Source organism: Kitasatospora sp. NPDC029367, from assembly GCF_055569135.1.
This window is the reverse complement of record NZ_JBVHYH010000024.1, coordinates 77,607-101,667: the sequence shown is the minus strand read 5'-3', so window position 1 is coordinate 101,667 and position 24,061 is coordinate 77,607. Positions and strand designations below refer to the sequence as shown.

Genomic DNA, 24,061 nt, shown 5'->3' with positions numbered 1-24,061 from the left:
GGCCATGGAGCCGCGGTGGGGGTGTGAGTAGTGGACGCGCGTAGATGTCAACCCCTCCCCCGGACGGCTGAGCCGTTCGGTGGAAGCGGGTAGCCTGGACGGCTAGGTCCTCGTCCGCGCGGTCGGATCATGTGCGTGCACGCAGGGCTCAAGGGGTGTCCCCGGCCCAGTGGGACGCCCTTTTCCCCGCAGGTACATGGAGGCCACCCGGTATGGCGACGACCACAGCTTCGAACCCCTCACTCATGCAGAGGGTGCGTGGGATCAGGGGCGAGGTCGTGAAGTTCGGCATCGTCGGCCTGAGCGGGGTCGTGGTCAACTTCGCCGTCTTCTGGGTCTGCAACATCGGCCTGGGCATCGCCTCGCTGCGGTCCAACATCGCCGCTACGGTGATCGCGATCGCCACCAACTACCTCGGCTACCGCTACTGGCTGTACCGGGACCGCGACGCCGCCTCGCGCAAGCGGGAGATCACCCTCTTCCTGGTGTTCAGCGGCTTCGGCATGCTGATCGAAACCGGTGTACTCGGCTTCTCCCAGTACATCCTGGGCCTGGACTCGAACTTCGAGAAGATGGGCGCCAAGGTCGTCGGCCTCGCCATCGCCACCGTGTTCCGCTTCGTCTCGTACCGCACCTGGGTCTTCAAGGCGCTGCCCGAGCCGGTCCAGCCGACCACCGAGGGTGCCAGCGGCCAGGAGCTGGCCGCCCAGGCCGAGCTGATGCTGGCCGCCGAGCAGATCCGCTACGCCAAGGCCGAATAGCCGAGTAGCCGGGCAGGCACCCCACTCCCCCTCCCCTTGCCGGGTCCGCTTGCCGGGCCCGCCCCCGCGAGAGGACAGTGGTTACCGAGGGCGAGTACGGCCGGCGGACGATCGAGAGGCCGAGGGGGTCCCAGGAGGCTCGCCATGGCGTTCGTCCAGATCATCGACTGCAAGACCGACCGGCTCGACGACCTCAACCGGCTCATGGACACCTGGGTCGAGGCCTCCCAGGGCCGGCGGACCGCCTCGCACGCGGTCGTCGGCACCGACCGCTCGGATGCCCGCCACGTGGTGGAGATCGTGGAGTTCCCCTCCTACGAGGAGGCGATGCGCAACTCGAAGCTCCCCGAGACGGACCGAATCTTCCGCGAGATGGTGGCGCTCTGCGATGCGCCGCCCACCTTCACCGACCTGGACGTGGTCCGCGACGTCCGGCTCGACGGGGCCCACTGACCCCGCCCGGCGCTCGCACCCCGCCCGGTCCCCGTGCGCCTGCCCCGCTCAGTCCTCGTGGCTGCGCCCGAGGAACAGCGCGAACACCGGGGGCTGCAACGAGAGCAGCTCCAGCCGCCCGCCGTCCGCCTCCGCGAGGTCGCGGGCGACGGCCAGGCCGATGCCGGTGGAGTTGCGGCCGCTGACGGCCCGCTCGAACACCCGGTTGCCGAGGTCGGCCGGCACTCCGGCGCCCTGGTCCTGCACCTCGACCACCACCGAGGTGCCGGAGGGCCGCACCCGCAGGGTGATCGTCCCGGCGCCGTGCATCAGTGAGTTCTCGATCAGGGTGGCGAGCACCTGGGCGACCGTCCCCGGGGTGCCGACCGCGGTGACCCCGTGCAGGCCCTCCAGGGACAGCACCCGGCCCTGCTCGCGCAGCGTCGGGCCCCACTCCTCCACCTGCTGCTTGATCACCTCGTCCAGGTCGAAGGCGACGGCGGTGGGGCTGCGCGGGTCGCGCTGGGTGGTGAGCAGCCGCTGGACCACGTCGGTGAGCCGTTCGACCTGCTGGAGGGCGATGGTCGCCTCCTCCTTGACGGTCTCCGGCTCCTCCGCGAGGGCGGTGATCTCCTCCAGCCGCATCGACAGCGCGGTGAGCGGGGTGCGCAGCTGGTGCGAGGCGTCGGCGGCGAGCCGGCGTTCGGCGGTGAGCATCCGGGCGATCCGCTCGGCGCTGGTGTCCAACACCTCGGCGATCCGGTCGAGTTCGGGCACCCCGTACCGGCGGTTGCGCGGGCGCGGGTCGCCGGAGCCGAGCCGTTCGGCGGTCTCGGCGAGGTCGGTGAGCGGCCGGGCGAGGCGCTTGGCCTGCCAGACGGCGAGCGCGACGGCGGCCTGGACGGCGAGCAGGGCGACCACGCCGAGCAGCAGCAGGTTGTTGGCGATGTCGTGGTCGACGTCCTCGCGGGACTGCTCGACGGTGACGATCTCGCCGCTGGTGCCGTGTTCGGCGGCCCGCAGCAGGTGGTTCCCGGCGGGCGGGCGGCCGGCCGAGAGCACCTGCTGGCCGGGGATCTGCACCTCGACGTAGCTGCCCTCGGTGACCTGGCTCTCGAAGACCCGCCCCTCCTTGACCGACTCACCGGCGGCGAGCCGGCTCTCGACCAGGGCGAGCACCCGGACGGCGGTCGAGTCCACCCGGTCCTGGGCCGCGTCGACGATGCTGCGCTTCTCGACCAGGGCGAGCGGCACGCAGAACACCACGACGACCACCAGGACGACGACCAGCAGCGAGTTGATCATCCTGCGTTTCACGCTGCTGCTCCCCGAGGTGTTCCACTGCACCGGCCGCCACCCGGCCACGATCTCCGTACGCGGCTAATTCTTCTCGAACCGGAAGCCGACCCCGCGCACGGTGGCGATGTAGCGCGGGTTGGCCGCGTCGTCGCCGAGCTTCTTGCGGAGCCAGGAGATGTGCATGTCCAGGGTCTTGGTCGAGGTCCACCAGGTGGTGTCCCAGACCTGCCGCATGATCTCCTCGCGGGTGACCACCCGGCCGGCGTCGCGGACCAGGACGCGCAGCAGCTCGAACTCCTTGGCGGAGAGGGTCAGCTCCTCCTCGCCGAGCCAGGCGCGGTGGGACTCGATGTCGATCTTCACCCCGTGCGCGCCGGTGGTGAGCTGGTCGACGTTGCCGCGCCGGAGCAGGGCCCGGACGCGGGCGAGCAGCTCGGCCAGGCGGAAGGGCTTGGTCACGTAGTCGTCGGCGCCGGCGTCCAGGCCGACCACGGTGTCCACTTCGTCGGCGCGGGCGGTCAGCACCAGGACGGGGCAGCTCTTGCCGTCGGCGCGCAGGCGGCGGCAGACCTCGAGGCCGTCCATCTCGGGCAGGCCGAGGTCGAGGACGACGAGGTCGACCTCCTCGGTGAGGCCGGCGGCGAGTGCGGTCGGCCCGTCCTCGCGGACGAGCACCTCATAGCCCTCGCGTCGCAGGGCCCGGGCGAGAGGTTCGGAGATCGCCGGATCGTCCTCGGCGAGCAGCACACAGGTCATGTGGTGATGGTAGTCGTCTCGCGTATGCCCGTACCCCCTGTGAGGTAGTTCACAGAGCGTGATCGTTATAGAAGGGCCCTTCGGAGGCCAATAGGGCGCTGCGGACCGACCGTTCGGCGAAGAATCCCCGATTGGATCTTTGAACCGAAGGAAGACACGCCCGCCTACCATGGATCAATCGGGCAGATCTGTTGCCAACTTTGTTATTAAGCAGAGTGATTCGCGATGTTTGTCATCTGATAACGCCAAATATCGCCACGTAGAGTGGTTCAGGTCCACGTCCGCCGCCACCCCCCTAGGCGGACGCTGTCAGGCAAGGAACGACTACACATGGCGTCTACCACCCGGGCCGCCGACCTCGCGTCGGCCTCCCCCAGCGGCAAGACCTTCCTCGGGCACCCCCGAGGTCTCGCCACGCTGTTCATGACCGAGATGTGGGAGCGCTTCTCCTACTACGGCATGCGCGCCCTGCTGATCTACTACCTGGTCTCCGGCGGTGCCGACGCGGCAGCCGGCAGCCAGGGCGGCGGCCTCGCGATGAAGGCGACGATGGCCACGGCCATCTACTCCGTCTACGTCTCCATGGTCTACCTCATGGCGTACCCGGGCGGCTGGTTCGGCGACCGGGTCTGGGGCGCCCGCAAGACCGTCACCGTCGCCGGTTTCGTGATCATGGCGGGCCACCTCGCGCTGGCCGTTCCGGGCCAGGCGGCGTTCTTCGTCGGCCTGCTCCTGGTCGCGGTCGGCTCCGGGCTGCTCAAGGCCAACATCTCCACGATGGTCGGCCACCTGTACGACGGCCCCGAGGACCCGCGCCGCGACGGTGGTTTCACCGTCTTCTACATGAGCATCAACCTCGGCGCCTTCGCCGCCCCGTTCATCATCGGAACGGTCGGCAAGGAGTACAACTGGCACCTGGGCTTCGCGCTGGCCGCGGTCGGCATGGGCCTCGGCCTGACCCAGTTCCTCATGGGCACCCGCCACCTGAGCCCGAAGAGCAGCGTCGTCCCCAACCCGCTGCAGGGCGCGGAGCGCAAGAGCCTGCTGATGAAGGCCGGCGCCGTGATCCTGGCGGGCGTCGTCTTCTACGCCGCCGTCATCGCGCTCGGTGTCTACACCCTGAACTGGGCGCTCGTCCCGCTGACCATCGCCGGTCTGGCCATCCCGGTCGTCGTACTGGTCCGGATCAAGCGCGACAAGCAGCTGGACGCCGGCGAGCAGTCCAAGATGACCGCCTACATCTGGTTCTTCGTCGCGGCCGCCGCGTTCTGGATGATCTACGACCAGGGCGGGTCCACCCTGTCCCTGTTCGCGGACAAGAACACCGCGGACTCGGTCCTCGGCTTCGGCTTCTCGTCCACCTGGTACCAGTCGCTGAACCCGCTGTTCGTGATGGCGCTCGCGCCGGTCTTCGCCTGGCTGTGGCTGTGGCTGGCCCGCCGCAACAAGGAGCCCAACACCATCACGAAGTTCGCGATGGGCCTGGTCCTGATCGGCGCCTCGTTCTTCATCTTCATCGTCCCGATGAACATGGCCGGCGACGGCACCAAGGTCTCCCCGATGTGGCTGGTCTCGATCTACATGATCCAGACCATCGGCGAGCTGTGCCTCTCCCCGGTCGGCCTCTCGGTCACCACCAAGATGGCGCCGCAGAAGTACGCCTCCCAGATGATGGGCGTCTGGTTCCTCGCCGTCACCGCTGGTGACTGCACCACCAGCCTCCTGTCGCTGGCCGGCGTCAACCTGGACGGCACCGGCATCATCGCGATGCAGGCCGCCCTCGCCTGCCTCGCGGGCTTCGCGGTCTACAGCTACCGCAAGCGCGTCCAGTCGCTCATGGGCGGCGTGCACTGACGCCGCTCCGATGAGGCCGGGCCCTTGAGGCCCCGGGGCCGCCGTGGATTCCTGAGATCCGCGGCGGCCCCGGTCGTTTCTCCTGCCGCGACGGGGGCGGGGGTTGCCGCGACGGGTCGGTGGTTGCCGCGACGGGGTCGGGGGCTGCGCGACGGGGTCGGTGGTTGCCTCGACGGGTCGGGGGTTGCCTCGACGGGGTCGGTAATTGCCTCGACGGGGCCGGGCCGGGTGTGCCTATGGTCCCGGCATGACGACTCTCCCCGGCCCGGCGGCCGACTCGCTGCCCCGCCAGCTGGCCCGCACCCAGCGCTTCACCCTGGGCGTCCCGACCCGACCGGAGCCCTCCGCCGACGGCTCGACGGTGCTGTTCCTGCGCAGCTGGACCGGCACCGACCCGGTCACCTGCCTCTGGGCCCTGGACACCGCGACCGGCGAGGAGCGGCTGGTCATCGACCCGACCGCGCTCAGCAGCACCAGCGGCATCGACTCGTACAGCACCGACGCCACCGGCCGGTACGCCGCCTTCGCGCTGGACGGCACGCTGTGGCTGGCCGACACCACCACGGGTTCGGCCCGCCCGATCGCCACCGCCCGTGAACCGCGGGAGGTAAGGCTCGACCCGACCGGCCGCCGGATCGCCTACGTCAGCGGCGGCGCCCTGCGGACGGTCGCCGCGGACGGCACGGACGACCGCGCAGTGGCGGAGCCCGAGGCCGAGGACGTCACGTACGGCCTCGCCGAGTACGTCGCCGCCGGGGAGATGGACCGCGACCGCGGGTACTGGTGGTCCCCCGACGGCACCGCGCTGCTGGTCGCCCGGGTCGACGAACGTGCCGTCGCCCGGTGGTTCCTGGCCGACCCCACCGAGCCGGGACACTCCCCGCGCGCCGTCCGCTACCCGCTGGCCGGCACCGCCAACGCCGAGGTCACCCTCTGGCTGCTGGGCCTCGACGGCCGCCGCACCCGTACGGAGGTCCGCTGGGACCGCGCCGCCTTCGAGTACGTGACCGCCGCCGGCTGGGACGACCACGGGCCGTACGCCGCCGTGCAGAGCCGCGACCAGCGCACCGTACGGACCTTGGCGATCGGGGCGGACGGCGCGACCCGGGTGCTCGCCGAACGGACCGACCCGCACTGGGTGGAGCTGCTCCCCGGCCTGCCGGTGCGGACGGCGGGCGGGGCACTGGTCGACACCGCCGACGAGGGCGACACCCGGTACCTGACCGTCGACGGCGAACCGGTCACCCCGGGCGGGCTGCAACTGCGGGGCGTCGTCGGGACGGCGGGCGAGCGGGTGCTGTTCACCGCCTCCGAGGAGCCGACCGAGACCCACCTGTGGGCCTACGAACCCGCCTCCGGCATACGGCAGTTGAGCAGCGGACCGGGCGTCCACGGCGGCACCGAGCGGGGCGGCACGCTGGTCCTCACCACGGGCACCCGCGCAACCGTTCTCCGGCCCGGTGGTCCGGCCCACCCGCTCACCTCGTACGCCGAGCAGCCCGTCGTCACCGCCCGGCCCGAGCTGCTCCGCCTCGGCCCGCGCGAACTGCGCGCCCACCTCTTCCTGCCCACCGACCACCGGCCGGGCGACGGTCCGCTGCCCGTACTGCTCGACCCGTACGCGGGGCCGGCCATGCAGAAGGTCACCAGGGACGGTGCCTGGTACGAGCAGGTGTCCCAGTGGTTCGCCGACCAGGGCTTCGCGGTGCTGGTGGTGGACGGCCGCGGCACCCCGGGGCGCGGGCCGCGCTGGGACAAGGCGGTCTGGGGCGACAAGGCCGGGCCCGCGCTGGAGGACCAGATCGAGGGCCTGCACGAGGCCGCCCGGCTGCGGCCAGGCCTGCTCGACCTCGACCGGGTCGCCATCCGTGGCTGGTCCTACGGCGGCTTCCTCGCCGCCCTGGCGGTGCTGCGCCGCCCGGACGTCTTCCACGCCGCCTCCGCCGGGGCCGCGCCGACCGACCACCGGCTGTACGACACCCACTGGCAGGAGAAGTTCCTCGGCCACCCCGACGAGCACCCCGAGCACTACGACTCCTGCGACCTCGTCAACGAGGCACCGAAGCTGAGCCGCCCCCTTCTGCTGATTCAGGGCCTGGCGGACGACAACGTCTTCCCCGTCCACACCCTGCGGCTCTCTGCCGCCCTGCTCGCCGCCGGCCGCCCGCACGAGGTCCTGCCGCTGCGCGGCACCGGACACCGGCCGACCGACGAGGCGGTGGCGGAGAACCTGCTACTGCACGAACTGGCCTTCCTGCGCCGATCGTTGGGCGAGAGGTGAGCGAAGCCCACGCCACCGAGCGCCGGAGCCTGGTCACTGGCGCTTAGAAAGCACCTGCACGCGCAGGAAGTCGGCTGAGCCGACTTCCTGCGCCGGACAGGGACTGGGCGAGCGGCCGGCCGAGGGTCAGCACGACTGACGACTGATCGGTTGCCGGTGTGATTCCTGCACTCCCTCGGGGAGTTCGCCCGCGCAACCAGAACGGCCGAACTTCTCGGCTCCGGCGCCGGTCAGCCTCGGAGTGGGACCGGGTTCTCCGGGGAGTCGAGCCACACGGTGTGGCCTTCGGGGCCGACCGTAAGACCGAACCGGTTCAAGTCGGGGCGGCCCTGGTCGTCCCACCAGCGCCAGGCGGCCTCCACCTCGTCCCAGAGGCTGCGGGGGCCGGACTGGTACACCTCGTACTCGGTGCGGCCGGGCTGGTAGTCGGCAGAGGCCCATGATTGGGTGTCCCGGCTGTAGAGCCAGAGCGTGTAGGCGCCGTCGTCGTAGCGCTCCGCCCGCCAGAACGCGCCGGGGACGGCGGAGCCGATGACGAACTGCTCGAACCACCCGCCGGTGTCCGGAGGGGCGAGAGTGGTGGTGGCCCTCACGCCATCGGCGGGCCACGGCTTCCCGTGCAGGTAGTCCTCGAAGGACGGCCGGTCGGTGCGCTGTTGGCGCAGCCGCATGAACGCCGAGCTCCGGGTGAACCGGCCGCCGGCACTGGTGCCGTCAGCGTCGACGGTCAGCCGGACGATCTGCTCGCCGCCGTACTCGGTGCCGAACGGAGCCACGATGATCCCGCCGGGCACCGTCTGCTCCAGCCACGCGCGGGGGATCTCCAGCAGCGAGCAGGTGGCGATGATCCGGTCGTAGGGAGCGCCGTCCGGCCAACCGTGCCGTCCGTCGCCTTCGACGACGGTCGGCGCGAGTCCGGCCAGGTCCAGGTTCGCGCGGGCGCCTCGGGCGACGTCGGGGTCGTACTCGACGGTCACCACGTTGGGGCCGCCCAGGCGGTGGGCCAGCAGGCCCGCGTTCCAGCCGGTGCCGGCGCCGACCTCCAGCACCCGGTCGCCGGGGCGCACGTCGAGGTCCTGGAGCATCGAGAACACCATGGTGGGCATGGAGTTGGACGAGGTCGGGGTCGTGCCGAGTCCGTCCCCTTCGTGGTCCCCGTCGTCCCACTGTGTGGTCAGCGGGATGTCGGAGTAGACCGCCCGCCGCCACCCCTCCGGGTCCTGCGATCGGTACACCACGGAGTTCTGCCGGGTGCCGTCCGCGATGCCCGGCCAGATGCGGTCCGGGACGAACAGCTCGCGGGGCACGGCCTTGAAGGAGGGAAGCCAGTCCGAGGTGAGCGCGCCGCCGGCCACCAGCGCGGAGGCGAGCCCCTGGGGGCCCGCCTCCTTGTGCGTCCCGCTGGTCACTTGCCGCTGCCGCCCGCCGGGGAGGAGCCGTCGGAGGTGTTGCCACCCTCGTCGGATCCGCCTCCGCCGTGCCCGGCGCCCTTGTTGCTGTCGTCCTGCTGCCCGCCGCCCTTGCCGTCGCCGGACCCGCCGCCGCGCTTGCCCATGTTCTTCCCCTTCCGCTGTCGGTCCGGCCGAGGTGGATCCCTCTGCCATCTGCCTTACCGGCACAGGCGACGTTACGGAGGGTGAGGCGCCGGCCTCCACGAACTTGCATGAGCTTGCACGCCAATTACTGTGCCAGATAGTTGTATTGACTACATGTCTGCTGGCTGGACAAGCTTGTGCAAGCCCGAGCAAGCACCTAGACCAGGGAGCCGGCCATGGCCGTGGAGTTCGTTGGCATCGACCCCAACACCGACCGGGACCACTGCCCCACCGTGTGGGTTGACCCGGAGGCCCGGGAGATCCTCTTCCAGGGGTGGAACCCGCGCCCCCAGACTCAGGCGGAATGCGAAGGGAGCAGCCCCGCAAACGGCCCGGTACCCGCCGATGAGTCCATCGTCAGGCTTCCTGCCCGGATGGTCCCCATGATCCGGGAGGCGTGTGATGTCATCGAGCGTGCCCAACTTCGCTGAACTCCTTGAGCAATGCCGGCGGTCCGCCGTCCATCTGGAACTGCGGGACTCCTACGCCCCGACGGAGCGGTTCGAGGCGTGGCAGCGCGGTGAGCGGATCAACTGGGAGGACCGCGCGTCCTGGTGGCATCCCTATGACCAGCTGATCACGGACACCGTGGCCCGGGGCGTGGTCATCCGTCGGGCTCGGGTCGTATCCGAGCCCGTGTCCGAGTACATCCGGTGGGAGCACTACGTCACCCACGCCAACATCACGGCAGGCGAGGACGTCCGCTGGCTGCCACGGCGGCGGGCCACGAGCATCCCCCTGCCGGGAAACGACTTCTGGCTGTTCGATGGCGCACTGCTTCGGGTGCACCACTTCTCCGGCGACGGCGCGGTGGTCGAGGACGAGATCACCGCAGACCCGAAGACCGTGGAGCTGTGCGCCTCCGCGTTCGAAGCAGTCTGGGAGCGGGCAGTCCCGCATCACCGGTACGAAATCTGACGAAGGCCAGCTCCATGCCCGTACACCCCTCTCCAGCCATTCAGAAGGCCCGCGAAGCCGTCGCAGGTCGACTGGGCGAGATTCGGAGGGATGCGGGGATCAGCGGGCGGGAGCTGGCCGTCAGGTGCGGCTGGTCGGAATCGAAGTCTTCCCGGATCGAGAACGCCAGGACGCCTCCTTCCGACGCCGACATCAGGGCCTGGTGCCGAGCCTGTGACGCCGAGAGTGAAGCCCCTGACCTGATTGCCGCCAACCGGCAGTCCGCCGATGCTCATGTGCAGTGGCGACAACTCCAGCGAAGTGGGCTCCGCAAGCTGCAAGAGTCCGCCGGAGATCTGTACCGACAGACCAGGATGTTCCGAATCTACGTCTCCGACGTGATCCCCGGATTCCTCCAGACACCGAGATATGCCGCCGCCCTGCTGTCGTCCATCGCCGACTTCCGGGGAACCCCGAACGACGTGAGCGACGCCGTGGCGGCCCGCATGAAGCGCAACGCGGTGCTGAGCCATGGCGCTCACCGGTTCTCGTTCGTCCTGGAGGAGTCCGTACTGCGGTACCGCGTGTGTAGCGCCGAGACCATGGCAGCACAACTGGGCCACCTACTCGGAGTCATGGATCTTCCCAACGTCGCCGTCGGCATCATCCCGTTTGCGGCGCAACGGACCGTGTGGCCCATGCCGACCTTCACGATCTTCGATGACGCGAGGGTCCACGCGGACACACTGGATGCTGCCTCGACGCTTACGGAGCCCAGCCAGGTCGATCTGTATGCCCGCGCCTTCGATCGACTTTCCCAGGGGGTAGCGCGAGGCGCCGCAGCACGTTCCCTTGTTGCGGCCGCTTTGGCCTACCTGGGTTGACACTTCGCTACCGCGCAAGGAGAGCTGACCACATGGCACGGACGGAGTTCTACGACGACCTCAATGCGCCCGAGCCGAACCGGCTGGTCGTGGCGGCATCCGCGGTGGTGACGGACCCCGGAGGACGCATCCTTCTCCAACGACGCACCGACAACGGCCTGTATGCGCTGCCGGGCGGAACCATGGATCTCGGCGAATCGCTGCCGGGCACGGCCGTCCGGGAGGTCCGCGAGGAGACCGGCCTCGACGTCGAGATCACCGGGCTCGTCGGCACGTACACCGACTCCCGACATGTGATCGCCTACTCGGACGGAGAAGTCCGGCGCAGTTCAACAGAGCGACCGCCGGCCTGCACTGCGATCTCGCCCAGGCGCACGTCGCCCGAGAGGAACAGGACGAGGCGGTGAACCACTTACGGCAGGCACGGCTGCTGGCCAATCGCACGGGATCAGCCCGCCAACGCGCCCGAGTCAACCAACTGGTCGAGGAATTCGGAGCATCGCGATGAGGATGGCAGTCTCCTCGGGCATCACTGCTTGCGGGAAGCCAGGATGTGCAGGAGCGCGACCAGGGTTCCCGAACCCATGAGCTTGCCCTCCGCCATGAGCGCCGGGATCTCGGACATCGGCACCCACGCGACGTGGCCGGCCTCCTCGCCGGTCTCTGGCTCGCCCACGATGGTCGCTCCATGACCGACGAACACCTCGTGCGGCGAGTCCACCATGCCGACCATCGGCTGGAAGGTGACCACGTGGTCGAGGTGATTCGGTCGCCAGCCGGTCTCCTCCTCGACCTCACGCAGAGCCGCCCCCAGGCCATCCTCTCCGGGATCGACGATGCCACCGGGAAGTTCCCAGCCCCAGGACTGTGGCACGAAGCGGTACCGCCAGAGCATCAACACGCGGTCGTCGGAATCCAGCACCGCGGCTATGGCCACGCGCTTCAAGCGCACCACGTGATGCTCGAAGCGCGCCACGCCAGGAGGCTCAACGTCCACGAGGGCCAGCTGTACCCATGGATTGTCATAGACCAAGCGGTCGCCATAGATCTTCCACGGCTCTAGCCCATCGGCCTGAGCACTCATCAGCAATCACATCCTGGGAAGGCGGCAGGTGGGCATAGTTGACCACATCCACCGAGCCGAGGACGTGTGTTCGGGCCCTCGTCCATCCAGGAATGCTGTTGGCGAGTGCGACCGATCCGGGCTCGTCGGCACGTAGACCGGCCCACGGCGCGTGATCGCGTACTCGGACGGCGGGGTCCGGCAGCAGGTCGACGTCTGCTCCTGGAGCACAGGGCGATCCCTCACCTCGGCTGACAGCGGCACCCGCGAGGCCCGCGCCCTGGGTGGGCGAGGGCCTTCGCGTTGGTTCAGGGCTGGTCGTCGCGGTTCTCGGGGCGGGGCATCTTGAGGGTGGCGAGGACGCCGAGGGCGACGGTGGTGATGGCGAGGGCGAGGAGGGTGAGGAGGATCGCGGCGACGAGGAGGTTCACCGGTGCCACGGCTGGTCGCGCTCCAGGTCGCGGAGGAGGTGGAGGAGGTTGAGGAGGGTGCTGACCGGGGCGTTGCCGAAGTCGATCAGGATGCGGCCGTCGAGGGTGGTCTCGCCGGGGGCGGCGGAGCCCCAGAGGAGGCCGTGCGGGAGGCCGCGGCGGTGCAACTCGCCGAGGAGGGTGGTGATCTGGGCCTCGGTGTAGTCGCGCATGCGAGGGTCGTCGGGGGCGATGGGGTCGCGGGTCACGAGGCGGCGTCCAGCTCGTACCAGGTGCTCTTGCCGTACTTCTGGGGGTCGACGCCCCACCGGTGGGTGAGGCCCTCGACCAGCTGGAGGCCACGGCCGCTCTCAGCGAGGCCGGCGGGGCTGCGGGGCTGGGGGAGGGCGTCGCTCTCGTCGGCGACGGAGACGTGGAGGGTGCCGCCGAGGAGGGAAAACCAGACGACGGGCGCGGGGGTGCCGCCGTGCCGCCAGGCGTTGGAGATGAGCTCGACGAGGGCGAGTTCGGCGTCGTGGATTGCGTCGGCGTCCCAGCCGCTACGGGCCAGGGCGTCCCGCAGGGCCTGGCGGGCGAGCGCGAGCGAGGGGGTGTTACGGGTACACACGGGAACCTCCGTGAGGCTGTGGTGTGGGAGAGGTGATGACGGTCGTCACCGTGAGCCAGGCCGGGGCGGCGGTTGCTCTTCGGTGCGCGGGCAGCAGGCGCCTACTGCCCTGGATGCAGGCTTTACTGACGATCCGTCGGATCGAGCTGTGAACGACGATAGCGCATCACGGCTTAACGTTAAGCGCGATGCGCGAAGGTTCCCCCGATGGAGTCATGCCCCGGATGGCCACCCCTGTGCGCGGCACGGCAGACTGGCGCCTGCACCCGCAGAAAGGACGCCATGGCCAACCGCCAGAACCCGACCCTTCGCCAGCGCCGACTCGGCGCTGAACTGCGGAGGATGCGAGAGCAGGCCGGCTTCGCAGGCAGCCACCTCGCCCGCTTGCTCGGTGTGACTCCAGCTCTGGTGACGCAGATGGAGAACGGGAAGTCCGCCGTCAGCGTGGAGCGCCTGCACGAGATCGCAGAGGCTTGCATGTGCGCCAACGCGCCCTTGGTTGACGCGCTCGCCGAGATGGCCAGGGAGCGAGATCGGGCCTGGTGGGATGAGTATCGCAACGCCCTCACAGCCGCCCCCATTGATGTGGCGGAAATGGAGGGACATGCGAAGAGGCTCAAGAGCTTCAACATCGGCTTCATCCCGGGGCTGCTACAGACGGTCACCTATGCCGCCGCCGTGTTCGCGAGAGGTTTCACTCCCCTTCCCGGTCGCGAGGTCGATCGCAGGGTGGGGTTCCGCCTACGCAGGCAGCAGACCATTCGATCCGGTGAAACGCCGTACGTGGCACTGGTCCACGAGGCAGCGCTGCGAATTCAGTACGGCGGTCCCGCAGTGCTGAAGGAACAGCTTGGTTCCCTCGTCGAAGACTCGCAGCTTCCAGGAGTCTCACTGCGAGTCGTACCGTTCGATACGGCTGACTTCCCTGGCCCCAGTGAGAACCTGATCTACGCGGAGGGGCCGGTGCCGGAGCTGGATACGGTCCAGGCTGACTCGTCCCATGGCTCCCACATCTTCGACTCGCCCGCCCAGCTGGCGGGCTATCGCGCAATCTTTGAGCGCATCGAAGCCATCGCGCTCCCGGAGAGCGAGTCGCGAGATTACATTCGCTCGATCATGAAGGAACTGAACGACAGGTATGAATAGCTCCGAGTGGCAGAAATCCAGCTTCAGCGAAGCAGCCAGCAATTGCGTCGAGGTGCGAGCACGTGAAGGGGTGATCGAACTTCGCGAGTCCGACGAGGGCGATGTCATCGTCCGCACCACGCACCTCATGTTCGCCAATTTCCTCCAGGCTGCCAAGGCAGGCGAGTTCGACCACCTCACCACCGCCCCCTGAGCGAATCGTTCCGGCGGCCTCTTGCTCCCCGCAAGAGGCCGCCGGTCGCTAGCCTGGCTTCATGACCAGCGCCGCGTGGCAGAAGTCCAGCTACTCCGGCGCCAACTCTGACTGCGTCGAGGTCCGTACCGTCGACGGGATCGTCGAGCTCCGGGAGTCCGACGACGGCGACGTTATCGTCCGAACCACCCGCCTCAAGTTCGCCACGTTCCTCCAGGCCGCCAAGGCAGGCGAGTTCGACCACCTCACCACCAGCTAGTACGCCGCTGGAGTCTTCGAAGCGGATGTCCCGGCCGTCCGCGGTGCGGAAGCCGATGATCACGTGCCTGACCGCGCGGGTGCGCCGGTCGGAGGAATCCGATCGGGCTGGGACAACCGGTCTTCGTAGGCCAGCGAGTTCGGCCCCCAACCGTCCACCTCATCGCCGTTCACGTCCACGGTGGCGTCCATGTATCCCATGGCATAAAGCACCGCCAACGCCACCGCCCGGGCATCGCTCTCGTCGATCTCGTGGACGGCGTAACGCAACGAGTTCTGCACACGGCCACAGAGGTTGGCGGCGACGCCGAGAGCAGCGAAGCTTGACCTGTGCAGGCCGGAGGCATCGAGGGCGCTGCTGCCGCCGCGGGAGATCTCGCACGCGGCGTTGAAGGCTTCGGCGAAATCCGTGGCGGCATACGGGCCGGACTCGCTCATGTACATACGAAGAAAGTGGTTCTTGATGAGCCAGTCCCGCAGGTTGTCCACCTGCAGGACAAGCCGCTCGGCCGCCTCCACCCACCGGATGGTGGATGCGCCGCGCATGAGCAGCCTTCCGAGTTCGGTCAGGTCCTCGGGAATTCGGTCGGCATCGTCCACCGGAGGCAACCTCTCTGCCAGAGCCTCAGGCCTCGGTGTCGCCGAGGAATGGTCGGATCCTGATGGCCCTGCAGGCACAGGTACACCGATTGATCACATACGAGTGGCAAGCATGCCACCGGCTGCCTGGTGCCGGCCACCGGTAATTTGCGCGCCGCCCGCCGTGGCCGCCCAGACCGCCTCGTCCGGCGTCATGCCCAACTCCCGCACCGCCACCGCGATGCAGAACGCCATCGAACTGGTGAAGCTGGAGCCCGGGTTGCAGCCCGTGGGCAACGCCACGGCGCAGTCGTCAGAGGACTTGTAGGCCTGTCAGCGCCACTGCCTAGGCTGGTCACCCGGATGCGCGGAGATCACGGCCCGCGCTCGCAAAGAGGGGGCCCGCGTCATGGGTGACGGTCTTCGGTGGCTGGTCGACTGCGACGACTGGCGGTACGGCATCGTGTTCGCCCGAGGCATCACGCCGCAGGAGCTCGCCCGGCGCCTGGGCGGTGTGCCGGGATCCGTTCCGTCGTCCCTGACGGGGGCGCAGGCGTGGGACGTGGTCATGGACGACGGGACGGATGACGAGGACGTGGTGCGGGTCGGCGCGTACGGGGGGTGGTCCTTCGCCCTGGAGTACGGCCTCCCCAGCGCGGCGGAACGGCTGGTCGAGGTGTCGCGGGACGGGGTGGAGGTCGTCCACCTGGACCCTCAGCCGGACCATCCACCGGCGCAGTTCGCCTACGCGAGGAACGGGGTGGCCGTCTGCTCCTTCGGCATCGGCGAGGAGGTCTGGCGGTGGGGCCAGGAGCCGGACTTCCTGCTGGACGACCTGGTACGGGCCGGCGTGCTCCGCCCGGACGGCGAGTCAGGCCGCCCGGAGGAGGAACCCTTCGGGGACGCGGACCGTGCGACGCTGGCGGTCCTCGAAGCCCGCTTCGGCCTCGCCCTGCCCCGAGACGTCGAGGAGCGGCCCCTACCCGGGTTCGTGATCCGGTGATCCGTTCGACCGATCTGAGGAGCGCGGCCCCGGCGCGGGCGGCACGGCTGCGGATCCGGGCTCACCGCTCCGATCGAGGACATCGACGTGCAGCCGCCACGGCCCTGGTGCCCCGGATGTGCGACCGCCCTCGTACGGGCCGGCGATCCGGTGATCAACTACCGCCCACTCAACGGCGAGAGCGAGTACCAGCGCATCCTGGCCGGTGGCAGCACCCAGGTCCTGCCCTTCGGCTGACCGACACACCGAAGCGGCCCGCTCCCTGCGTGCAGGGAGCGGGCGCTCTCGGAAAGCCCCCGCGCCCGCCACCCCGGGGGCGCGGGGGCCGTCCGTCGTCCGAGGGTTCAGACCTCCCGGACGCCCGCGCGCCAGACCGCCGCCGTGAGCGGCACGCCCGGGCGGTAGGCCAGGTGCACGTGCGAGGGCGCGTCCAGCAGCAGCAGGTCCGCCCGCGCGCCCACCGCGACCGTCCCGACATCCGTGCGCCGCAGCGCATGCGCGCCGCCGGCCGTGGCCGCCCAGACCGCCTCGTCCGGGGTCATCCCCATCTCCCGCACCGCCACCGCGATGCAGAACGCCATCGAGCTGGTGAAGCTAGACCCCGGGTTGCAGTCCGTGGACAGCGCCACCACCGCCCCCGCGTCCAACAACCTGCGCCCGCTCGGGTACTCCGCCCGCGTCGAGAACTCCGCCCCCGGCAGCAGCGTCGCGACCGTCGCCGACCCCGCCAGCGCCGCCACGTCCTCGTCCGTCAGATGCGTGCAGTGGTCCGCCGAGGCCGCCCCCAGCTCCACCGCGAGCTGCACGCCCGGCCCGTACGTGAGCTGGTTGGCGTGCACCCTCGGCGTGAGGCCCTTCTCGATCCCCGCCGTCAGAACAGCCCGCGCCTGGTCCCCGTCGAACGCGCCCTTCTCGCAGAACACGTCCACCCAACGGGCGTGCGGCGCACAGGCGTCCAGCATCTCGCCGGTCACCAGCTCCACGTACCCCGCCGGGTCCTCGGCGTACTCCGGGGCCACGATGTGCGCGCCCAGGTACGTCGTCTCCGGGGTGTACTTCGCCGCGATCCGCAGCGCCCGGGCCTCGTCCTCGACCGTCAGCCCATAGCCGGACTTGCACTCGATGGTGGTGGTGCCCTGCCGCAGCGCCTCCCGGACGAACCCGGCCAGGTTGGCGTCCAGCTCAGCGTCCGAAGCCGCCCTGGTAGCCGCCACCGTCGTCCGGATGCCGCCCGCGCTGTACGCCTGCCCGGACATCCGGGCGTTGAACTCTGCCGTACGGTCCCCCGCGAACACCAGGTGGGCGTGCGAGTCGACGAAGCCGGGCAGCAGCGCCCGGCCCTCGGCGTCGAAGCGCTCGTCCGCCGCCGGGGCCTGGGCGGCCGGGCCGACCCAGGCGACGCGGTCGCCCTCGACCACCACGGCCGCGTCGGCCAGCAGGCCGAGCGGCCCGGCGCCCTGCCCGGGGTCGTTGGTGACCAGGCTGCCGATGCCGGTGATCAAGGTGGTCCTGGTGCTCAAGACAACGCCTTCCGCGTGAGGTCGAACAGGGGGAATCAGTAGTCCAGCGCGCCGATCGCCGAGCGCAGCGCCCCCGGCACGTCGGCCACCAGCTGGTGCACGCCGTCCCGGACGACGTGCCGTCCGCCGACCACCAGGTGGCGGACGTCCGCCGCCGAGGCCGCGAACACCGCGATCTCGGCGCCGAGCCGCGGCGGCGGCCCCGCCGTGCGCACCGAGTCCAGCGCGATCGCCGTGAAGTCGGCGAGCGCCCCGGCCTCGATCCGCCCGGCCTCGGGCCAGCCGAGCGAGGCGTGGCCGTCCTCGCCGCCCGCCCGCAGCAGCGCGTTCGCCGTCCAATGGCCGCGGGTGCGCGTCCGCAGCCGCTCGTCCAGCTCCAGCGCCCGGGCCTCCTCCCACGGGTCGATCACCGCGTGGCTGTCGCTGCCCAGGGAGATCGGGCTGCCCGCCGAGGCGAGCCGACGGGCCGGGCCGATGCCGTCGGCGAGGTCCCGTTCGGTGGTGGGGCACATGCAGACGGTGGTGGAGGAGTCGGCGAGGAGTTCGACGTCCTCGTCGGTGAGGTGGGTGGCGTGCACGGCCGAGGTGCGCGGGCCGAGCGCGCCGTGGTCGGCGAGCAGCCGGGTCGGGGTGACGCCGTGCGCGGCGAGGCAGGCGTCGTTCTCCGCGGTCTGTTCGGACAGGTGGACGTGCAGCGGCGCCCGGCGCATCGCCGACCAGTGCGCGACGGTGCCCAGCTGCTCGGCCGGGACGGCCCGGACGGAGTGGATGGCGGCGCCGATCCGGGCGTGCTCGCGCGGCTTGAGCGCGTCCGCGCGGGCGGCCCAGGCCTCGGCGTCGCCGTCGCTGAACCGCAGCTGCGGGTGGGTCGGCTCGGCGCCGAAGCCGGAGGACAGGTAGCAGGTGTCCAGCAGGGTGATCCGGATGCCGGCCCGGGCGGCGGCCTCGATCAGCGCCTCGCCCATCGCGTTGGGGTCGGTGTAGCGGGCGCCGCCGGGCGCGTGGTGCAGGTAGTGGAACTCGCCGACGGCACTGATCCCGGCGAGCGCCATCTCGGCGTAGACGGCGGTGGCGAGCTCCAGGTAGCTGTCCGGGTCGAGCGCGCCGGCGAACCGGTACATGGTGTCGCGCCAGGTCCAGAACGTCCCGGAGCCGACCTGGACGTGCCCGCGCAGCGCCCGGTGGAAGGCGTGCGAGTGGGCGTTGGCCTGGCCGGGCAGCAGCAGTCCGTCGAGCCGGACGGCGCCGGGCGGGCAGGGCCCGCTGTCCGGCGTCACGGCGGCGATCCGGCCGTCCGCACCGGTGGTGATCAGCACGTCCGGCTCGACCACCGGCCCGTTGTGGTGCGGCAGCCAGGCGTACTGCGCCCAGTACGTCACCGAAGCGGTCACTGACACGCCAGGTCCTCCAGTACGTCGGCGAGGGCGGCGACCCCGGCCAGGCAGTCGGCCTCCTCGGCGTGCTCGGCCGGGGAGTGCGAGACCCCGGTGGGGTTGCGCACGAACAGCATGGCGGTCGGGATCGCGGACGCCAGGATCCCGGCGTCGTGTCCCGCGCCGGTGGGCAGCACCGGGGCGTCCAGCAGCTTGGCGAGCCGGTCGCGCAGCGGGCCGTCGAAGTCCACCACGGGGGTGTACGACTCGCGGGTCAGCTCGACCCGGACGCCGTCGCGCTCACCGCGCTCGGCGGCCGCCCGCTCGATCTCGGCGACCAGTTCGGTGAGGGTCCGCTCGTCGGCGGCCCTGGAGTCCAGCCAGCCGCGCACCAGCGAGGCGATCGCATTGGTGCCGTTGGGCTCGACCGCGACCTTGCCGAAGGTGGCCAGCGCGCCCGCCAGCTTCGCCTTCTTACGGGCGGCGAGCACGGTGTTGGCGTAGGTCAGCATCGGGTCGCGGCGGTCCTCGATCCGGGTGGTGCCCGCGTGGTTGGCCTCGCCGTGGAAGTCGAAGCGCCAGCGGCCGTGCGGCCAGATCGCCCCGGCCACGCCGACCGGCTGCTCCTCGGTGAGGTAGCGGCCCTGCTCGACGTGGAGTTCGACGAAGGCGCCGATCCGGGACAGCCGCTCCTCGTCCGCGCCGATCGCGGTCGGGTCGTAGCCGGCCTTCTCCATCGCGTCGGGCAGCCGCAGGCCGTCGGCGTCGCGCAGCTCGTACGCGGCCCTGCGGGACAGCAGCCCGGCGGTCAGCCGGGAGCCGATGCAGGCCACGCCGAACCGGGCGCCCTCCTCGTCACCGAAGTTGACGATCGCCAGCGGCTTGGTGAACTCCGCTCCCCTGGCGCGCAGTTCGTCCAGCGCGGCGAAGGAGGAGACCACGCCGAGCGGGCCGTCGTAGGCGCCGCCGTCCGGGACGGAGTCCAGGTGCGAGCCGGTGACGACCGCGCCCTGGCCGTGCGGGTCGCCCAGCCAGGCCCACTGGTTGCCGTTGCGGTCCAGCTCGTACGTCAGGCCGCGGTGGCGGGCCTGCTGCTCGAACCAGGCGCGGCACTCGGCGTCGGCGGAGTTCCAGGCGAAGCGGCGGTAGCCGCCGGAGGCGGCGGAGCGGCCCACGGGGAGCAGCTCCGCCCACATCTCGTTGAACGAAGAGCTCACAGCTCACCCATGGGAACGCGCACGCCGCGCTCGTCGGCGACCTCGACCGCCCGGTCGTAGCCGGCGTCCACGTGCCGGATGACGCCCATGCCCGGGTCGTTGGTGAGGACGCGGCGGATCTTCTCGCCCGCGAGCGCCGTACCGTCGGCCACGGTGACCTGGCCGGCGTGGATCGAGCGGCCGATGCCGACGCCGCCGCCGTGGTGGATGGACACCCAGGAGGCACCGGAGGCGACGTTGACCATGGCGTTGAGCAGCGGCCAGTCGGCGATCGCGTCCGAGCCGTCCAGCATCGCCTCGGTCTCGCGGTACGGGGAGGCCACCGAACCGCAGTCCAGGTGGTCCCGGCCGATCACGATCGGCGCGGACAGCTCGCCGGAGGCGACCATGTCGTTGAAGCGCTCGCCGGCCTTGTCGCGCTCGCCGTAGCCGAGCCAGCAGATGCGCGCGGGCAGGCCCTGGAAGTGCACCTTCTCCTGGGCCATCTTGATCCAGCGGTGCAGCGACTCGTTCTCCGGGAAGAGGTCGAGGACGGCCTTGTCGGTCTTGTGGATGTCCTTCGGGTCACCGGACAGGGCCGCCCAGCGGAACGGGCCCTTGCCCTCGCAGAACAGCGGGCGGATGTACGCCGGGACGAAACCGGGGAAGGCGAACGCACGGTCGTAGCCGGCCAGTTGGGCCTCGCCGCGGATCGAGTTGCCGTAGTCGAAGACCTCGGCGCCGCGGTCCTGGAAGCCGACCATGGCCTCGACGTGGCGGGCCATCGACTCGCGCGAGCGCTGGGTGAACTCGGCGGGCTTGGCGGCCGCGTAGTCCGCCATGTCGTCGAAGTCGACGCCGAGCGGCAGGTAGCTCAGCGGGTCGTGGGCGCTGGTCTGGTCGGTGACGATGTCGATCGGGGCGTCCATCGCGAGCAGCTGCGGGAAGAGCTCGGCGGCGTTGCCCAGCAGGCCGATGGAGAGCGGCTGCCGCTTGTCGCGGGCCGCGGTGGCGAGCTCCAGCGCGTGGGAGAGGTCCTTGGCCTCGACGTCCAGGTAGCGGTGCTCGATCCGGCGGGAGATCCGGGACGGGTCGCAGTCGATGCAGATCGCCACGCCGCCGTTCATGGTGACGGCCAGCGGCTGGGCGCCGCCCATCCCGCCGAGGCCGGCGGTGAGGGTGATGGTGCCCTCCAGCGTGCCGTTGAACCGCTTGTTGGCGACGGCGGCGAAGGTCTCGTAGGTGCCCTGGAGGATGCCCTGGGTGCCGATGTAGATCCAGGAGCCGGCGGTCATCTGGCCGTACATGGTGAGCCCGAGGCTCTCCAGCCGGCGGAACTCCTCCCAGTTGGCCCAGTCGCCGACCAGGTTGGAGTTGGCGATCAGCACGCGCGGCGCCCACTCGTGGGTCTGCATCACGCCGACCGGGCGGCCGGACTGGACCAGCATGGTCTCGTCCTGCTTGAGCCCCTGCAGCGTCTTCACCATGGCGTCGAAGGAGCGCCAGTCCCGCGCGGCCTTGCCGGTGCCGCCGTACACCACCAGCTTCGACGGGTGCTCGGCCACCTCGGGGTCGAGGTTGTTCATCAGCATCCGCAGGGCAGCCTCCTGCTGCCACCCCTGCGTCGTGAGCCCCGTCCCGCGCGCCGCACGCACCTCGCGCGGCCCGCTCGTCTGCTGCTGCACCATGTCCCGGCCTCCCTGCGGATGGATTCATTCAAGTTCTGCTCGGCTGAATATAACTAAACAACCGGCTTTCGACCAGACCCTGAAACAATCCGATCAGCAACGGCACCGGCCGACTTGGCGCGCTAGCCTGAACCCGGGCGAACACCAGCCACTCGGCCCAGCAGAGGACGCGATGGTCACCACCCCCGTGCGACCCGCGAAGCTTCGCGACGCGGCGGAAGCGATCCAGGGGAGCACCGGGCTCCGTGTCGAGATCATCGGGGGCATCCTGTTGATGTCGCCGCCCCGACGCGGCAAACACGCCGGAACAGTGCGACACCTGCGCGAACGGATCGGCGCACGTCTGCCGGGCCTCGGCGCGTACGAGACGTCGTCCGTCGCCCTGCCGGGAGACGGGGACGACTACGCGACACCCGACCTGCTCGTACTGCCCGTCGAATGGGAGCAGCAGGACGGCTGGCTCGCCGATCCTCGCGATGTCGCCCTCGCCGTCGAGGTGGCTCCCGGCCCCTCGCCGGTCAGCCATGTCGCCACCAAGGCCGCCTGGTACGCCGCCGCAGGCGTGGCCGCCTTCCTCGCACTCACCCCCCCGCGACGGCACCTGGACGCTCTACACCCACCCTCGTGACGGCGAATATCGAGGCGTCCTGCACGGCAAGTACGGCGAGCCCGTCCCACTGCCCGCACCCCTGCCCGCCGAGCTGGACACCTCCGGCCTCCCGCTCTACGCCCCTCGCCGCTGACTCACGCCGCCGCGTCGCCGCCGTCCCAGTCGATGCCGATCTCGGCGAGCCAGCGGCGGTCCGCGGCGTCGGGGGCGGGCGGGGACGGCGGGCGGGGGATGTTCTGGACGGGGCCGAGGCCGTACTTCTCGGCGGCCGCGGTGGCACGGGCATCGGGTTCGATGACGCCGACGTGCACGGCGGACTCGTCGCCCGGGTCGAGGACGGTCAGTTCGGGTTCGGGCAGGCGCCGCAGAGTGACGCGGCGTCCGCAGGCGGGGCAGGACCATTCGTCGGCACCCGAGGCCAGGCGGGCGACGAACTTCATCTCGTGGATCACGCGCATGGGCGGCACCCCCTGCACTAGGGGATGCCCGGCTTCGTGACGAGTAGTCCTTCGGCCGTTGTTCCGGGCCGCGCCCACTCCAGGCCGCTCCTACTCCAGGCCGCGCCCACTCCAGGCCGTTCCTACTCCGGGCCCCGCCTGTACCAGCCTGTCCCTACACCAACCTGTCCCTACTCCAGGAACAGGCCCCGGGCCGCCGCGGACTGCTCGATCGCCTCCAACCTGGCCTCCGCGCCCGGGAGTTCGTCGCACATGCTCTGCAGCAGCACCCGGCCGAGCATCATCGGCGCGCAGGCAGTGTCGAAGACCAGCCCGGTGCCCACGGCGGCCGGCAGCATCAGGTCGGAGAGCTTGGCGACCGGCGAGAAGGCGCTGTCCGCGACGGTGAGCACGGTCAGCCCGCAGTCCCGGGCCACCACCAGGGCGTCCATCAACTCCCGCGGGTAGCGCGGCAGCGCGAAGCAGAGCAGCGCGGTGGCGCCCGCCGCGGTGGCCTGTTCCAGCCGGTCGGCGAGCATGCTGCCGCCCTCGTCCAGCAGCCGGATGTCCGGGTGCACCTTGGCCGCGAAGTACGCGAAGCCGCGCGCCTGGGCCGAGGCGGCCCGCAGGCCGAGCACCGGCAGCGGGCGGGAGGCGGCGAGCAGCCGGGCGGCCCGGGTGATCGGCTCGGGGTCGGCGAGCAGTTCGGCGAGGTGGCGCAGGTGGGCGATCTCGGCGAGGACGGCCTGCTGGTGCTCGTTGCGCACCGCGTCGTCCGGGGTCTCGGGCGCGGCGGGCTCGCCGGCGCCGAGTTCGCGCAGCTGCTTGCGCAGCGCCGGGTAGCCGTCGTACCCGAGGGCGACGGCGAAGCGGGTGACGGAGGGCTGGCTGACCCCGGCGAGTTCGGCGACCTCGACGCTGGACAGGAACGGGGCCTCGTTGGCGTGCCGGACCAGCGAGTGGGCGATCCGCCGCTGGGTGGGGGTCAGCCGGTGGCCCTCGAACAGCTGGAGCAGCCGGGCGGAGGGGCCGACGGTGCCGGCCTCGTCGGTGGCGGTCATCAGCGGTACCTCCGGATGCGTGCGGTTCGGACGACGACTGTGCAGCAGAGCGTCGCTGCTGGCAAAGACGTCTCGTACGACGGGACGCTTCATGAGACGTCCCACGGTTCGGACGGAACCCCGGACAGCACACGCCG

Annotated in this window: 27 protein-coding genes and 3 pseudogenes; 14 read left to right on the top strand and 16 right to left on the bottom strand. The window is 70.7% G+C overall.

Translation table 11 applies throughout. The features are described from left to right. Positions 1-278: 278 nt before the first annotated feature. Entirely contained in the window at positions 279-761 is a 483-nt protein-coding gene (locus ACZ4W5_RS16170; protein WP_360239652.1) for a GtrA family protein, read from the top strand. A gap of 144 nt (positions 762-905) precedes the next feature. Then, positions 906-1,202 (top strand): annotated as a pseudogene (locus tag ACZ4W5_RS16165) (ester cyclase); the annotation flags it as partial. Between the two features lie 60 nt (positions 1,203-1,262). On the opposite strand, the gene ACZ4W5_RS16160 reads toward ACZ4W5_RS16165, so the two are convergent. Together ACZ4W5_RS16160 and ACZ4W5_RS16155 are read right to left on the bottom strand one after the other, a co-directional pair. Beyond that, on the bottom strand, positions 1,263-2,510 hold the full coding sequence (locus ACZ4W5_RS16160) for an ATP-binding protein (protein WP_465655043.1): 1,248 nt from the start codon (positions 2,508-2,510) through the stop codon (positions 1,263-1,265). A 63-nt stretch (positions 2,511-2,573) separates the two neighbouring features. Continuing rightward, complete coding sequence (locus ACZ4W5_RS16155) at positions 2,574-3,248, bottom strand: response regulator transcription factor (RefSeq protein ID WP_030290974.1); 675 nt, start codon at positions 3,246-3,248, stop codon at positions 2,574-2,576. Positions 3,249-3,578: 330 nt separating this feature from the next. Here ACZ4W5_RS16155 and ACZ4W5_RS16150 point away from each other — a divergent pair, with 330 nt between their 5' ends. Together ACZ4W5_RS16150 and ACZ4W5_RS16145 are read left to right on the top strand one after the other, a co-directional pair. Further along, positions 3,579-5,102 carry a peptide MFS transporter gene (locus ACZ4W5_RS16150; RefSeq protein ID WP_465655041.1) on the top strand — a complete coding sequence of 508 codons (1,524 nt, stop codon included), beginning with the start codon at positions 3,579-3,581 and terminating at the stop codon, positions 5,100-5,102. A 247-nt stretch (positions 5,103-5,349) separates the two neighbouring features. Further along, a complete protein-coding gene (locus ACZ4W5_RS16145) occupies positions 5,350-7,383 on the top strand; it encodes a S9 family peptidase (protein WP_465655039.1) in 2,034 nt (677 codons plus the stop codon). A gap of 230 nt (positions 7,384-7,613) precedes the next feature. Here the strand turns inward: ACZ4W5_RS16145 and ACZ4W5_RS16140 are convergent, their stop codons facing one another. Together ACZ4W5_RS16140 and ACZ4W5_RS16135 are read right to left on the bottom strand one after the other, a co-directional pair. After that, the gene (locus ACZ4W5_RS16140) at positions 7,614-8,792 is read right to left on the bottom strand and encodes a methyltransferase domain-containing protein (protein WP_465655037.1); all 1,179 of its coding nucleotides are present in this window, start codon (positions 8,790-8,792) and stop codon (positions 7,614-7,616) included. Next, complete coding sequence (locus ACZ4W5_RS16135) at positions 8,789-8,938, bottom strand: hypothetical protein (RefSeq protein WP_199922064.1); 150 nt, start codon at positions 8,936-8,938, stop codon at positions 8,789-8,791. The genes ACZ4W5_RS16140 and ACZ4W5_RS16135 overlap by 4 nt, the downstream gene beginning before the upstream one ends. Before the next feature lie 216 nt (positions 8,939-9,154). On the opposite strand from ACZ4W5_RS16135, the gene ACZ4W5_RS16130 reads away from it, so the two are divergent. The 4 genes and pseudogenes from ACZ4W5_RS16130 to ACZ4W5_RS16115 form a co-directional block, all read left to right on the top strand. Next, positions 9,155-9,409, top strand: coding sequence for a hypothetical protein (locus ACZ4W5_RS16130; protein ID WP_402491902.1), 255 nt, complete (start codon positions 9,155-9,157; stop codon positions 9,407-9,409). Beyond that, on the top strand, positions 9,381-9,896 hold the full coding sequence (locus ACZ4W5_RS16125; protein WP_402491899.1) for a DUF6879 family protein: 516 nt from the start codon (positions 9,381-9,383) through the stop codon (positions 9,894-9,896). Before ACZ4W5_RS16130 ends, ACZ4W5_RS16125 begins: the two co-directional genes overlap by 29 nt. A gap of 14 nt (positions 9,897-9,910) precedes the next feature. Continuing rightward, on the top strand, positions 9,911-10,759 hold the full coding sequence (locus ACZ4W5_RS16120; RefSeq protein WP_465655035.1) for a helix-turn-helix domain-containing protein: 849 nt from the start codon (positions 9,911-9,913) through the stop codon (positions 10,757-10,759). A 32-nt stretch (positions 10,760-10,791) separates the two neighbouring features. Next, positions 10,792-11,085: pseudogene (locus ACZ4W5_RS16115) on the top strand (NUDIX domain-containing protein); the annotation flags it as partial. Between the two features lie 203 nt (positions 11,086-11,288). On the opposite strand, the gene ACZ4W5_RS16110 reads toward ACZ4W5_RS16115, so the two are convergent. The 4 genes from ACZ4W5_RS16110 to ACZ4W5_RS16095 form a co-directional block, all read right to left on the bottom strand. Further along, entirely contained in the window at positions 11,289-11,843 is a 555-nt protein-coding gene (locus tag ACZ4W5_RS16110) for an NUDIX hydrolase (RefSeq protein ID WP_465655033.1), read from the bottom strand. A 287-nt stretch (positions 11,844-12,130) separates the two neighbouring features. Then, the gene (locus tag ACZ4W5_RS16105) at positions 12,131-12,262 is read right to left on the bottom strand and encodes a hypothetical protein (protein ID WP_360239679.1); all 132 of its coding nucleotides are present in this window, start codon (positions 12,260-12,262) and stop codon (positions 12,131-12,133) included. Then, positions 12,250-12,501 (bottom strand): hypothetical protein, encoded by a 252-nt coding sequence (locus tag ACZ4W5_RS16100; protein ID WP_360239682.1) that lies wholly within the window; start codon positions 12,499-12,501, stop codon positions 12,250-12,252. Before ACZ4W5_RS16100 ends, ACZ4W5_RS16105 begins: the two co-directional genes overlap by 13 nt. Then, positions 12,498-12,860, bottom strand: coding sequence for an ATP-binding protein (locus tag ACZ4W5_RS16095; protein WP_360239685.1), 363 nt, complete (start codon positions 12,858-12,860; stop codon positions 12,498-12,500). The genes ACZ4W5_RS16100 and ACZ4W5_RS16095 overlap by 4 nt, the downstream gene beginning before the upstream one ends. A gap of 282 nt (positions 12,861-13,142) precedes the next feature. Between ACZ4W5_RS16095 and ACZ4W5_RS16090 the strand changes: the two genes are divergently transcribed. From ACZ4W5_RS16090 to ACZ4W5_RS16080, 3 genes are all read left to right on the top strand, one after another. Then, positions 13,143-14,006 carry a helix-turn-helix domain-containing protein gene (locus ACZ4W5_RS16090; RefSeq protein ID WP_360239688.1) on the top strand — a complete coding sequence of 288 codons (864 nt, stop codon included), beginning with the start codon at positions 13,143-13,145 and terminating at the stop codon, positions 14,004-14,006. Beyond that, positions 13,999-14,199 carry a DUF397 domain-containing protein gene (locus ACZ4W5_RS16085; RefSeq protein WP_360239691.1) on the top strand — a complete coding sequence of 67 codons (201 nt, stop codon included), beginning with the start codon at positions 13,999-14,001 and terminating at the stop codon, positions 14,197-14,199. Before ACZ4W5_RS16090 ends, ACZ4W5_RS16085 begins: the two co-directional genes overlap by 8 nt. 61 nt (positions 14,200-14,260) lie before the next feature. After that, positions 14,261-14,458: a DUF397 domain-containing protein gene (locus ACZ4W5_RS16080; RefSeq protein WP_360239694.1), complete on the top strand. Its 198-nt coding sequence runs from the start codon at positions 14,261-14,263 to the stop codon at positions 14,456-14,458. A 59-nt stretch (positions 14,459-14,517) separates the two neighbouring features. On the opposite strand, the gene ACZ4W5_RS16075 is transcribed toward ACZ4W5_RS16080, so the two are convergent. Both ACZ4W5_RS16075 and ACZ4W5_RS16070 read right to left on the bottom strand, forming a co-directional pair. After that, on the bottom strand, positions 14,518-15,057 hold the full coding sequence (locus ACZ4W5_RS16075; protein ID WP_360239697.1) for a hypothetical protein: 540 nt from the start codon (positions 15,055-15,057) through the stop codon (positions 14,518-14,520). Positions 15,058-15,207: 150 nt separating this feature from the next. Further along, positions 15,208-15,339: pseudogene (locus ACZ4W5_RS16070) on the bottom strand (imidazolonepropionase); the annotation flags it as partial. A 106-nt stretch (positions 15,340-15,445) separates the two neighbouring features. Between ACZ4W5_RS16070 and ACZ4W5_RS16065 the strand changes: the two are divergent. Both ACZ4W5_RS16065 and ACZ4W5_RS16060 read left to right on the top strand, forming a co-directional pair. After that, positions 15,446-16,039, top strand: a complete 594-nt coding sequence (locus ACZ4W5_RS16065) for a DUF6461 domain-containing protein (RefSeq protein WP_360239700.1) — start codon at positions 15,446-15,448, stop codon at positions 16,037-16,039. A gap of 87 nt (positions 16,040-16,126) precedes the next feature. Continuing rightward, positions 16,127-16,276 carry a hypothetical protein gene (locus ACZ4W5_RS16060; RefSeq protein WP_360239703.1) on the top strand — a complete coding sequence of 50 codons (150 nt, stop codon included), beginning with the start codon at positions 16,127-16,129 and terminating at the stop codon, positions 16,274-16,276. Between the two features lie 107 nt (positions 16,277-16,383). Here ACZ4W5_RS16060 and hutI read toward each other — a convergent pair whose 3' ends face one another. The 4 genes from hutI to hutU are packed head-to-tail and all read right to left on the bottom strand — an operon-like array spanning position 16,384 to position 21,816. Continuing rightward, on the bottom strand, positions 16,384-17,559 hold the full coding sequence (hutI, locus tag ACZ4W5_RS16055) for an imidazolonepropionase (protein WP_465655030.1): 1,176 nt from the start codon (positions 17,557-17,559) through the stop codon (positions 16,384-16,386). Between the two features lie 35 nt (positions 17,560-17,594). Next, positions 17,595-18,956, bottom strand: a complete 1,362-nt coding sequence (locus ACZ4W5_RS16050) for a formimidoylglutamate deiminase (protein ID WP_465655028.1) — start codon at positions 18,954-18,956, stop codon at positions 17,595-17,597. Next, positions 18,947-20,128, bottom strand: coding sequence for an allantoate amidohydrolase (locus tag ACZ4W5_RS16045; protein ID WP_402491928.1), 1,182 nt, complete (start codon positions 20,126-20,128; stop codon positions 18,947-18,949). Before ACZ4W5_RS16045 ends, ACZ4W5_RS16050 begins: the two co-directional genes overlap by 10 nt. A 17-nt stretch (positions 20,129-20,145) precedes the next feature. Then, a complete protein-coding gene (hutU, locus tag ACZ4W5_RS16040) occupies positions 20,146-21,816 on the bottom strand; it encodes a urocanate hydratase (RefSeq protein WP_360239709.1) in 1,671 nt (556 codons plus the stop codon). Between hutU and ACZ4W5_RS16035 the strand changes: the two genes are divergently transcribed. Beyond that, positions 21,815-22,444: a Uma2 family endonuclease gene (locus tag ACZ4W5_RS16035; protein WP_465655026.1), complete on the top strand. Its 630-nt coding sequence runs from the start codon at positions 21,815-21,817 to the stop codon at positions 22,442-22,444. The genes hutU and ACZ4W5_RS16035 overlap by 2 nt on opposite strands. 116 nt (positions 22,445-22,560) lie before the next feature. Here the strand turns inward: ACZ4W5_RS16035 and ACZ4W5_RS16030 are convergent, their stop codons facing one another. Then, positions 22,561-22,884: a hypothetical protein gene (locus ACZ4W5_RS16030; protein WP_033350007.1), complete on the bottom strand. Its 324-nt coding sequence runs from the start codon at positions 22,882-22,884 to the stop codon at positions 22,561-22,563. Between the two features lie 170 nt (positions 22,885-23,054). After that, on the bottom strand, positions 23,055-23,924 hold the full coding sequence (locus ACZ4W5_RS16025) for a MurR/RpiR family transcriptional regulator (RefSeq protein ID WP_360239715.1): 870 nt from the start codon (positions 23,922-23,924) through the stop codon (positions 23,055-23,057). Positions 23,925-24,061 lie beyond the last annotated feature (137 nt).